The following is a 12,356-nucleotide window of genomic DNA, read 5'->3' as shown; positions in this document are numbered from 1 at the left end:
AGATAATATTAACCAACCTTAAATCGCTATTTCTGTCGTAAATACATACGTCCCTGATCCTACTCGATCTACGACAAAGTATGAACCGCTACCATCCAAAGCAGCTGTGATTTCTTGCCCATCCATGCGAAGAATATCTCCGCACTTAGGGACATACACGGTTGCTTCAGGACCAACGGGAATGGTTACTTTTAAAGTTATTCGATGATTAGCTGTGTCGTTGATCCAATGCGCGGCAATCATCCCATAATTGCACTTCAAGGATGCTTCGGTTTCAGCCAAATCCGTTGGCAAGTACGGCTTGATCTCGAAGGAGTCATACCCCGGCGATGTCGGTGAAATCCCCGCAAGTGAACGGGTCAGCCATTCCTTGGCGTGTCCCATCATGCAATGATTTTGCGAACGAACCATGTCCCAATATTCGGGCAACGTTGTGGCACCTTGGCTTACAAAGTACAAGTAGCTTGGCTGCGTTTTATTCGTGACCATTTTATAGACAATATTATTACGGCCTTGGTCCGCCACTACGGTTAGCATCTGCTTGAGCGCAACTTCGCCTGTACTCAAATGAAAGTCTGTCGCTTCGATTGCTTGGACAAGCAAATCTACAGACCGCGGAACATATCGCTCTTCGACCAATTCACTAAATAACGCGCAAGCATAGCTCGCTTGACTGCCTGAACCGTAGATACCCGTCGCCACATCATAATAAGCATGATTAAAAGCTGCCTGAATATCCGCTGCCAGATCCATATAGTAAGCTGCATCTTCAGCTTGCCCTAGGACGCCTGATATTTGAGCCACAGTATTCACAATTCGGAAATAAGCACACGTAGCCACAAAGTCGGTAGGTGTCGAGGTATCATAGGCTCCCCATTCACCAATCTGAGCATAACCGATAAGAAGATGGTCTGTCGTTTGGCTTTTCAGATAAGCAACATAGGCCTTCATGTTCGGATAAGCTTGCTGCAGAATCGTCCAATCCCCATACACCTGGTAGATCTGCCATGGCGTCAGGATCAGTGCACCGCCCCAGTTTGGATCTTTGTACAGAAACGTAATGCGCTGGTATTCAGGAGCAATCGCTATCGCTTCTCCGCTATCCTCTTGCGAATCCATCATATCCTTGGTAAATTTCTTCATCCATGCCTGAATATCAAAGGTGGACGAAATGGAATTGAACATAAACTGACTAACTTCGGCCCATCCTAATTTCTCCATATGCGGGCAATCTGTTAGAACACTGTACATGTTACTCTCAATTGCACGTGTAATTATGGTATCGATCGTGTTAATATCCTCGCTTGACGTTCGGAATGTGCCAACCATCTCATTCTCTGTTCGCAGCAGATGGTTCATGAAATGAGACACATCCGGAACCCAGTCAGCCAGCTCCCTACTTAGTTCGACTTCTAAATAGCGATATCCTTGGTATGAAAAAGTTGGCTGCCACCGCTCTTCTCCTTTGCCGCTTAGCACATAGCTATTGTAAACAATTCCCCACTCGATGTATTGTATGCCACTATGAGGATCGGCTCCGCCTTCGCTCGTTAGAACTTCCGCTGGATACAAGGTAATCTTGCCGCCAGCCACCTCAGGTGTGGTATTAGTTAAAATGATTTCGGGGATCCCGGCGCCATTCCTGCCCATATCCACGAGATAATTGCCACTCGCCAGCTTCGTAACCGATGCAGCTTGATAGCTTTCAGCTATTGTAATAGGGGGACATTCTCTAGCTGATAGCCTGCCCATCGGCGGCTCCATCATTTGCGCGGGTTGCCAGTTGTCCCTGGCTATGCCTGCACAATTCCAGCCTATCACTTCTTTCGTCGCATCATAGTCTTCACCGCCGAACCAGCCTGAGAATGTTGTCGGACTCTCCGTGAATACCCAACTCTCATCTGTAACCGTTGTGTCGACCGAACCATCTTCGTACTTCACTTCCATTTGCGCGATCGTTTTCAATCTTCCGTACAAACCTTGCCACGAGGTGCTTAGCTCAATGCCATCTGACTTCGTATAGCGGAGACGATCTCCCGTTTGTGTGCTGACTTCGGAATAATTGCCGTACATGCCGTTGCCAAGCAGAATACCAATCGCATTATTCCCTGACTTCAAATGATCAGTTACATCATAGGTCACGTAAAACACGGTATCTCTGCAATCACTTTCACCTGGTTCATAAAAGTGGTTACTCACTTTAGTGCCGTTCAAGTGAGCCTCGAACAGCCCCAATCCACTGATATAGAGTCTGGCTTCAGCAATTCTTTTACCCGACGCTGCCTCAAACTCTTTCACGAACATAGGAACCACAGAACGATTACCTTCCCACGTCTCTCCCTGTCCGATCCATTTACCAGCCCAATCGGTTTCATGAAGAAGCCCCGCTTCCCATTGGGAAGCTTCACTCCAGTCTGACACTTCGCCCGCTTCATTCCATGCCCGAACTTTCCAATATACCCTTTGCCTCGAAGCTAATTCGGTTCCGCTATAGAGAATGTTACTAGTCGCGCTTCCCGCTACTTTACCTGAATCCCACATGTCGCCAATATCATCTTGGAGTTTGGCCTTGGTAGACGCCACTAGAATTTGATAACAACTTTGACGCTGGTTCCGAGCAGAAGCTTCGATAATATAGCTTAATAGGGGAGCTGCTGTTTCCACCCCCAGTGGATTTACCATTGCATTCGTTCTTAGGTTCGTTAGCTGCCAAGCTAGATTCATGCTTTTTCCTCCTTCGTCGTCTCCCATTGTTCGTACCTCTATCTTATGAGAAAACGCTCAAAGAGAGGGAGAACGAAATCGACGGTATAGGTGGACTTTTTGGACTTTTAATTTGCTCCGCCGGCCGCGTGTAAGTCGATTTTATCGACTTACGTGTGCGCATTTGCCATCAATGGCCCTTCTAATGCAAAAAGACGGTTTCTGATTCAGCATCGAATTAATAACCGTCTTTATGGTTTGTTATTGCCAATCTCCAAGTTACACGGCTGGAAGTTCTCTCACCCGACTAACTGCAACACTGCACGCCGCCGGTGCTCGAATATCGAGTTCTACACTTGCGGGCGCTGTAATAACCAGCGAAGCAATCTCCCCCTTCTCTGCTTTCCAAGCGACATCGATACACCCGCCTTGCGGCAGCGGAACCGTTCCACTCGCCCAACTTAAATCGCCGATCATGGGTTCGATGATCACTTTCGTCCACCCTGGTGCAGCAGGACGCACGCCTAGCACATAAGCGCCGAGGAAATATCCCGGAGCAGCCGACCAAGCGTGGCAATGACTGCGCGTCAGATCATTCTCGTTCGCACGATTCATCGTCGTGTGGCCGTACATTTCCCAGCATGTCGTCGCGTCATTATCGAGCATAAAGCCGAAGTTCTCACGCATGTCATCGAGCATCCATTGTACGTTGCCCGATTTCATCAACGTTTCATAATAGAAGAAAGACATAAACGGGCTTCCGATCGGCACGAATCCTTCAGGMGTGGCGGTCAAGTATTCATTCAGTCTTGCAGCTCGCTCTCCTCCCGCAACGCCGACTAGCAGCGCCATGACTTGCGGTTGCATACTGAAGATCGTCGAGCGGCGACCTCCTGGATGAATACAATCGAGATAGGCGCCGCGTTCCTCACTCCAGAGATGCCGATTAATCGCTGTTTTCACTCTGACAGCGAACTCCGCACATACTGTCCCCTGTTCAGGCAAACCAGCGAACGCTGCCATGGCTGCCGTTTCTTCCAGTGCCTTCACCAGCATCACATTTTGATGTGTGACAATACCATCATTAGGTTGATCCATCGGTGCCCAGTCAAGTAGGTTCCAGCCCTTCATGTCCAATAAATCATCGGCGTTGACACGCTCCAGATACGCCTCCAACGTCAGCAGCATTTTCGGCAGCATATCGGCAGACATACTGACGATTAAATTCTTTTTCATATCTAATACCCCCGCTCATAAATTTGTTTTACAAGCTTATTGTAAACGTTTTCTTAGTGCGCTGTCTTTGCTCGATTCTCTTCAGTTTTTGTTCTTTTTTCAGATCTATTTCATCCATTCGCTCCCTTCACGATAAACTCTGAAGAATCCTTCTACCCCTTAACAGCTCCTCCCACAATCCCTTTAATAAAATAGTACTTTCAGTAACTTCATTGCAGCGTTGACATATACATCTTTTTCAATATGACCTATTGCTTTGGAAATTTCAATGAACCCGCATGTAGCTACAGCACATCAGACCAAATCCAACTAAAAGAAAAAATTTTACTCTTTTTGAACTCCAAGAAGTAGAACACAGTCTAAGAAGTATTGTTTTCAGGAATTGACACATTGGAGGATTTATCAACATGAAGGAAATCAAACAAAATCATCGGCTTTATATGCCTGGATTGGATGGGATCAGGGCGCTCGCAGTTCTTGCTGTAATTAGCTATCATCTCAACTGGGGATGGGCCTCAGGGGGATTCTTAGGGGTAAGTGTATTTTTTGTACTCTCCGGTTACCTGATTACGGATATGCTGCTTGAAGAGCGCAAGAATAAACAACGTATCGATCTAAAAAGGTTTTGGATTCGTCGCATCCGCAGATTGCTTCCGGCAATGGTGGCTATGATAGTTGCTGTTGCCGTCTATTTAGCAATTACGGATATCCCGAGGTTAATTGCCATACAGGGGGATATTTGGTCGGCGTTAACATATACAAGCAACTGGTACAACATTTTTCACCACATCTCTTACTTCGAGAGCTTCGGACCTCCTTCGCCTATAGGGCATCTTTGGTCGCTCGCCATTGAAGAGCAATTTTATTTATTATGGCCGCTGCTTGTCATTGGCCTAAGTCGTTTCTTTAGCCCAACACGCGGTAAGTTTGTTTTACTTACACTCGCCGGAGCCATTCTTTCTTTCGTCGCAATGGTGCTTTTATATGAACCTGGCACGGACCCAAGCCGAGTCTATTACGGAACGGACACAAGGGCATTCGGGCTTTTGATCGGTGCATCCCTTGCATTTCTATGGCCAAGTAGTAAACTTGCCCAACCTAACTTACGCAAACATCGTTTGTGGATAGATATGACGGGTGTAATTGGACTATTAATTGTTATCTACATGTTTATTCGAACCGGAGAATACGATCAATCGCTGTACACCGGTGGTATGCTCATCCTTTCCTTCGTATCATCATTCGTTATAGCAGCGGCAGYAAGCCCATCTACCTTGGTTAGCAAAATTCTCGGCTGGAAGGCTCTACGCTGGATCGGTAAACGTTCTTACTCCATTTACCTTTGGCATTATCCTGTGATCATCATAACGAATCCAATTAGTTCGAATACGGATACAAACTACTTTCTCCTCATGATTCAGCTCACGCTGAGTATCGGATTAGCTGCATGGTCCTACTCCTTCATTGAATCCCCATTTAGAACTGGTAATTGGGGCATTTGGTCCAAAATGATCAAATTTCGGTCGAATGGGATGATAACCCAGCATCCACTTAAGTTCTTAGTTAGAACCGTACCGCTAGTCCTACTTATGCTGATCTGCGTTTCCAAAATCATAAATCTGAGCAGCACTGAGGTTGTAGTCTCTTCCCAAAGTTTGACGAAATTAACTGCGATTGCCTCGCCTGCGACTCAATCACCTGAATTATCGAGCGAAGTCCTGACTTCTTCTCCTGTCGTTAACCAACCGCCAGAAACGACAAGCCCTGTCCCGACATCTACACCTAGAGGAAAGACTTCGGTTGCTTTGACAAGTCCTCCTACACCAACAGCATCACCAAAAGCTGACAATTCACCTGCACGGACAAGTCCCGTCCCGACGGTACCTAAAGTTGAGAATCCAGCTGGGCTCACCAGCCCTAGTCCTGCCCCAACGGCATCGCCTAAAGCTGAGAATTCAAATGTATTGACAGGCCCTACCCTAGTGAACGCTTCTGGCACTTATAATCCTGTTCTGTTAACCCCAAGTGTCACAGCTATCGGGGATTCCGTCATGCTGGGCGCTGCTCCAGTTTTGGAGAAAATGATTCCAGGGATTACCGTAGACGGGAAAGTCAGTCGGCAACTATCGCAAGCTCCTGACATCATCCAGCAATTCAAAGCCGAGAACAAATTAAATCCAATTGTCGTTATTCACCTCGGTACGAATGGACCTTTTACCTCGGAACAGCTTGATATTCTGCTCGAGACGATTGGAGAAAACCGCAAGATTATTCTCATCAATACACGAGTACCCAAAAAGTGGGAATATGTGGTAAATGGTACTTTAGCCGGTGTTAGTAGAGGGCATGCGAATGTCAAACTCGTCGACTGGTATTCCTATAGTGCAAATAAGCCGGATTGGTTTGTCAGTGATGGTGTCCACTTAACAGGTAAGGGTGCTGAAGCTTACGCCAAGCTTATTCTAGATGCTGTTACAGCTTTGAGTAATTTAGATCTACAAAAAAAATAAGAGGCGGGCTTAGCCCTACCTCTTATCACAAATTATCATGTCTCCATAAGTCCTTTCAGCATATCCCTGTACATACCCGGTGTGATACTCTCCATTTTCTTAAACGTTCGGATAAAGGTATTGCTGCTGAAGAAACCAACCTGCTCTGCGATATCTTTAATGGGAAGCTCACTATCTGCGAGCAGATTTTTCGCTGCATGTATTCTTGCCTTATTCAAAGCATCCAATAAAGTGTCTTTAGTGTGCTCTTTATATACACGGGTCAAATAGACCGGATTCATACCAAAGTGCTCCGCGATGGCGGCCACGCCAAGATTAGCTTCCTGGTAGTGTGACTGGATGTAGGCTGTCAGATCGTCCACAAGACCGGAAGGTCGGTTCTTTTTCTGACTAAGATCGTTGGTAATCTGCCTCAAAATATCGGACAAACCTTTTTGAATATCGTTCACATTCTCACATTCCAATAATCGCCATAAGGACTTTTGATGATCTGTCATGGAAACACGGCTATAGTCTGCTTCGTACAAAGCTTTCATCACGGTCCCAGCCATATCGAAGAGGAAGCATCGGACCATCTCGATGGGCAGAAGCTTATGAGCATGCATAGCGTCAAATACCTCGTCGAGAATGCCAAGCGCTAACACGGATTCTCCTGCTTTAATCGCGGTGATCAGCCGTTGTTCCTTTTCCCACGTAAACCAATAGTCAGGTTCATGACTTTGCAGCTGCTCGTATTGAATGATCTCCGTACTCCCCATCAGCATCTTGTACTCCATGGCTTTCCATGCTTCTTGATAAGCCATCGGAATACCGCTGGTCGACAGATGAATACGGCTTATTGCCGTTGTAAAATGAATATTGAACTTCGTCTCGATGATTTGTCGTGCCTCACCAATCAGTCGATAAAGTTCCTCTTGTACCTCTTCATCCGATCCATCTTGCACATTAATCAGTAAAGCCAACATATCGTCCAAATCTGCCGTATACGCGAGGTGTTGCTGCCTGCACATCTCTTCGACGATATTGCCGACGATCATTTGAACAAATTTCCGCTGACTCTCATTATCTGCGTGCTGGCTTTTGAACATTTCCGAGTAATCTTCAATATTGATAAGCAGAACGGCATAACGTTCGCCAACAAAGGTGATGCCGTGCGTTTCCAAGGCTTCACTCAGCGGGAAATTCATTTCCAGCCGCCCCTTCATCAAACGCTCAAACAAATAATTGCGCAGCACTTTATTTTGCTGATCAAGTGCATGAAAGATAAGCGAATACTCATTCTTAACTTCAGCGATCGAAAACTGAGCTTGGCTTGAAAGCGATCGAACAAGTTTGTTAACGGGGTGGTAGCTGCGTCTCGCCAGCATATAAGCCGTCGCCGCACCGATCATGAGCGTAGCCAGAAGCCCAACAATCGTCAGATTACGAATATAGGAAGATTTCTCTTGAAATACTTTTACAGGCAGCACAGATATATATTTCAACCTGGCGCTATCAGAGGATATGTAAGATACGGCCATCTCTTCCCCATCCCAAGTTTCATAGACTGTACCACTTTTCCCAGACAATTGACCATAGGAAATAGAAGAAGGCAGACGTATATCTTTGGTAGATGCAAGAACACCGTTCTCTTCATTAAGAATAAAAACAGATCCTTGATTAATCCAGTTTACTTTCTGAATCGGTTCTTGGAATCGTTCCAACTCCAATACGGACACACTCGTTGCAAGCGACTCTCCCCGGTCTTCTGCCGGCAGTGAACGCATGTAGAGAATTGCTTGTTTGGTTACGCCAATATCGTTCGTGTACGGATACACAACCAGATCTCCCATATACTTGTGGTTCAGGAGGGAATACCATTCATTCTTCGCGTTTTTGCTCGTTGTATGATGTGTTTCAAAGTAATCATCAGGATCGTAGACAGCGCTTTGCGAGAGAAGAAAGTTACCTTTTCTAAAATAAATATAAGAATCCGCGACCATCTCGTGCGCCACTGTTAAGTTTTTAAACTCATTTAATGCCAACGTAATCGAATACCTCGTTTGTTCAGTCAACGGCTGTTCCGCATAAAGCAGCCCCCTGACCTGAGGCAGGAAGGCAACTTGTACACTCATTCGATTAATGCTATCCATTTGCCCATCCAGAACTTGTTTGACTTGCTCAAGAAGTGCCGCATTCGCACGATTGATCTCAGTTTCCACCAGTTGCCGGACTTGCACGTACACAAAAAAACCAATCAAAATAGGAATCAGCAGGATGAGGGAATAGGAGAGAAACCATGACCACAAGATGCTCCAACGATTAAATTTGATTATTCTCTTCAATTCGATCACCCCCGTTCCCTCTAGCATTCTATTACTCTTTGATAGCCCCGACCATGACTCCCTTTGCAAAGTACTTTTGCAAGAACGGATATACCAACAGAATCGGCACGGTAGCAACTACGATCGTGGCATATTTAATACTCTCGCCAACCGAGAATTTATCATCTGCTCCCATCATGGAGTCCACACTATTCTGCAGAAGAATCTCTCGCATAATGAGTTGCAGTGGATACCATTCACGATCCCGCAAATAAATCATTGCCGGGAACCATGAATTCCAGTGTCCCACACCGTAAAACAAAATCATAACGGCAATTGCGGGCATGGATAAAGGGACGACGATACGAAACAAAGTCGTAAATTCTCCGGCGCCATCCATTTTAGCTGATTCAAGCAAGCTTTCAGGGATAGCCGCAAACGACGTTCGCAGCACAATTAAATTCCATGTGGATATAGCTGTTGGCAAAACAAGGGCAAGCAAGTTGTTCCCTAGATGGAGTGTATTATACACGAGCAAATAAGTGGGAATCAAACCGCCAGAGAAAAACATCGTAAACACGATACCGATCATAATGGGGCGCCCAAACATCAGCGCTTTGCGTGATAACGCATATGCAGCAAGTGATGTTAAGAATACATTGAGAATCGTTCCACCAACGACAATCATCAGGGTATTCCGGTATCCAGAAACAATATTCGGATTGGACAGCACCATTTTATAAGCCTCGAATTGAAAGCCAAGTGGTTTAAATAATAAGCCATTATGACTCATAAGCAAATCTGAGTTGCTAAACGAAGCCGCAATAACATATAGGAAAGGGTACGCTGTGACAATGATGAACAGACACATTAGAGCGACATTACAAGCATCGAACACGATAGATCCGTATGATTTTTTATGCATGATCATTCTAACCTCCTTTCTATCTACGGTTTACCATAAACTCGTTTCGTTCAGTTTACGGCTAATATAATTGGCACTTATGAGCAAAGTGAAGTTGATGAGTGATTGGAACAAGCCAACTGCGGTTGTAAAGCTGTATTCAAAGCTGCCTCCCAATCCCTGCCGATACACGAAGGAATTGATGACATCAGCTGTTTCATACGTATTTGGGTTATACAGCAAGACGATCTTCTCAAAGCCAACATCCATCATATGACCGATTTGTAAAATAAACAGGATAACAATAACGGGAAGAATTCCAGGGATCGTAATCGTCCATAGCTTGCGGAACCGCCCCGCCCCGTCTACAGTCGCAGCCTCATACTGCTCAGGGTTAATGCCAGACAATGCGGCTAGATAAATGATAGAACCCCAACCAACCTGCTGCCAGATGCCCGATGTAACGAAGATCGTTCGGAAGTTGTCCGCATGTGCAAGCAGGGACGTTCTTTCTCCTCCCAGCCAGACAACGATATCGGTTATGATGCCATCTCTCGATGTGAATTGAGCAATCATGCCGCAGACAACAACTAGGGAGATGAAATGAGGCATATACGTGATGGTCTGAACGAGCTGTTTAAACCACTTTCGCGAAAGTTCATTTAATAATAGTGCGAGCAAGATTGGTGCGGGAAATGCGAACACCAACTGTAATAAGCTGATAGCAAGGGTATTGCGGATGACCCTCCAGAAGTAGTAACCCTGGAAAAAGTCTCGGAAATGATCAAATCCTACCCACGGACTGGCCCATACGCCTTTAGCCAAATCAAATTGCTTGAAAGCAATCACAGCGCCATACATGGGACCGTATTGAAAGATAACATAATAAAGGAGAACGGGAATGAGCATGATATAAATCGCTTTGTTCCGTACAATGTCTTTCATAGCAAGTCGGCAGAAGCCCGCAGCCGGGGGAGCCCCCAGTTTACGAACATCTGCCGCACTTGCTTGGTTCGTTTGCAAATGCGGCATATCCTACACCCTTTCCATGCTATCTCTTGTTGTAACGTTCTACCGATGCCTGCTGTAATTGAATGGCTTTCTCGATATTCATCTTCTTCAACTGATTAACGTATTGATCAAAGTTGTCGATGGGCTCTGAACCCATAATAAATTTCGTATACATCTCATCGCTGAATGTTCTTACTTCCGCCATGATTTTAGCCAACTGTTCCGATTCTTCTTGCGTAGCGCTTACAAGAGGCATTTTAACTTTATCTACGTTTTTCTCGAATTTCCCCCATACTTGGACGGCATCCTTCTGTTGTTGCAGTTCGTAGAACTGTTCCAGATAACGATCATCGTTAATTAAGCCGGGAGACGGGTAGTTGGCACGTGTATACTTGGTCATGGCTAGAGACACAGCCAGCTTATCCGGATTTTTCATAATCAAGTCCGTATATTTGGGATAGCCGTTTTCCATCTTATAGGTCGAACCTTCAATACCGAAAGTTTCCAGCATATGCCCCTCTTCACTGAACAAGAAGTCGAGCCATTTCACAGCCTCTTCCGGATGCTTATTTGCTGCCGTAATGGCTACACTTCCTTTGGAGCGATAATTAAAGTCTCTATTGACGAACTGCGGTTCGTCACCTTTCTTAAGTACCGGGTATTGTACGCCAACCAGATTATATTTAGGATCTTTCTCTACGCCAGCCTTCATGTAGACGCCAATGCTGCTGCCTGCAAACCCGAAAACCGTGCCGGATTTACCCGAAGTCATTTTAGCATCAAGTGTCTTCTTGTCATTGGCTCCGAAATCAGGATCGATCAAACCTTCCTTATACCATCCACGCAAAAAGTTCAGATAATCCTTATAGGCAGGCTCCATCGGACCGTATTTCACTTTGCCGTTACTTAGGTAGAAATCTCTCCCAATACCGAATGCGCCTGAGATGAAGTCATTGAGCTTATTGGGATCCGCTTTATCAATATAGGTCGTGTACGGCGCCGCTACGCCCTTTTTGCTTTTAAATACCCGCAACACGTTGGTCCATTCATCCAGCGTTTCGGGAACTGCCAGACCCAGTTCGTCCAGCCAATCTTTACGAATAAGGGGGCCGCTAAATGTATTCTTTTGGCCAATTCCAAGTGACGGAATGACATACATCGTCCCGTTGTCCGTCTTGACTTGCTTCGTAACCTCTGGGTGATCGTTCAAATACTTCTTCAGATTAGGCGCACTCTTATCTATCAGATCATTCAACTTAATAATAACCTTATCGTTAATGGCTTTCTCCGGGCCGCCTGGGTACGTTAACCAGTCATATTCAACCAAGTCAGGCAAATCTCTGGATGCAATTAATAGGTTGAACTGCTCTTTCTCGCTCCCCTGTGGCGGATGAGAGAAATCCGCATGAATACCCGTACGCTTCTCCAGTTCCTTATACATCTCTACCTCGCCTAACGTTTTGACGACGGATGCCGCATTCGGATTAAGCGGTGACCAATATTTATAACTGATCTTTTCCGTACTTTTTGCTGTTGCAGCGCTTTCACTTGTACTAGTAGATGTAGTACCTTGATTGGAACACCCAGCAGCTAGACTGCCAACCAAGAGACATGATAGCAGCAGGCTTGCCTTTTGGTTTCGTTTTGAACCTGATGACTTTTGATTTTGCATATTAATTTCATCCTCCC

General features: G+C 45.6%; 7 protein-coding genes. 1 reads left to right on the top strand and 6 read right to left on the bottom strand.

The features are described 5' to 3' along the window. Positions 1 to 18 precede the first annotated feature (18 nt). Positions 19 to 2,724 carry a family 78 glycoside hydrolase catalytic domain gene (locus AC1DLM_RS01765; protein WP_477568886.1) on the bottom strand — a complete coding sequence of 902 codons (2,706 nt, stop codon included), beginning with the start codon at positions 2,722 to 2,724 and terminating at the stop codon, positions 19 to 21. Positions 2,725 to 2,982: 258 nt separating this feature from the next. Continuing rightward, positions 2,983 to 3,939 (bottom strand): alpha-L-rhamnosidase-related protein, encoded by a 957-nt coding sequence (locus AC1DLM_RS01760; protein ID WP_477568885.1) that lies wholly within the window; start codon positions 3,937 to 3,939, stop codon positions 2,983 to 2,985. A 407-nt stretch (positions 3,940 to 4,346) separates the two neighbouring features. Between AC1DLM_RS01760 and AC1DLM_RS01755 the strand changes: the two genes are divergently transcribed. Beyond that, positions 4,347 to 6,449 (top strand): acyltransferase family protein, encoded by a 2,103-nt coding sequence (locus tag AC1DLM_RS01755; protein ID WP_477568884.1) that lies wholly within the window; start codon positions 4,347 to 4,349, stop codon positions 6,447 to 6,449. A 35-nt stretch (positions 6,450 to 6,484) separates the two neighbouring features. Here the strand turns inward: AC1DLM_RS01755 and AC1DLM_RS01750 are convergent, their stop codons facing one another. The 4 genes from AC1DLM_RS01750 to AC1DLM_RS01735 form a co-directional block, all read right to left on the bottom strand. Beyond that, positions 6,485 to 8,773: a helix-turn-helix domain-containing protein gene (locus AC1DLM_RS01750; protein WP_477568883.1), complete on the bottom strand. Its 2,289-nt coding sequence runs from the start codon at positions 8,771 to 8,773 to the stop codon at positions 6,485 to 6,487. Between the two features lie 31 nt (positions 8,774 to 8,804). Continuing rightward, entirely contained in the window at positions 8,805 to 9,680 is an 876-nt protein-coding gene (locus tag AC1DLM_RS01745; RefSeq protein ID WP_441987849.1) for a carbohydrate ABC transporter permease, read from the bottom strand. A 27-nt stretch (positions 9,681 to 9,707) separates the two neighbouring features. Further along, the gene (locus AC1DLM_RS01740; protein ID WP_441987848.1) at positions 9,708 to 10,601 is read right to left on the bottom strand and encodes an ABC transporter permease; all 894 of its coding nucleotides are present in this window, start codon (positions 10,599 to 10,601) and stop codon (positions 9,708 to 9,710) included. 106 nt (positions 10,602 to 10,707) lie between these two features. Next, positions 10,708 to 12,339 carry an extracellular solute-binding protein gene (locus tag AC1DLM_RS01735; protein WP_477568882.1) on the bottom strand — a complete coding sequence of 544 codons (1,632 nt, stop codon included), beginning with the start codon at positions 12,337 to 12,339 and terminating at the stop codon, positions 10,708 to 10,710. Positions 12,340 to 12,356: the final 17 nt, after the last annotated feature.

This window comes from Paenibacillus sp. 01T442 (assembly GCF_056398345.1).
The sequence above is the reverse complement of the archived record's forward strand: the minus strand, read 5'-3'. Positions and strand labels throughout refer to the sequence as shown.

Coding starts and splice junctions, on each gene's coding strand:
- AC1DLM_RS01765 (WP_477568886.1), bottom strand. CDS start 2,724: ATGAATCTAGCTTGGCAGCTAACGAACCTAAGAACGAATGCAATGGTA.
- AC1DLM_RS01740 (WP_441987848.1), bottom strand. CDS start 10,601: ATGAAAGACATTGTACGGAACAAAGCGATTTATATCATGCTCATTCCC.
- AC1DLM_RS01735 (WP_477568882.1), bottom strand. CDS start 12,339: ATGCAAAATCAAAAGTCATCAGGTTCAAAACGAAACCAAAAGGCAAGC.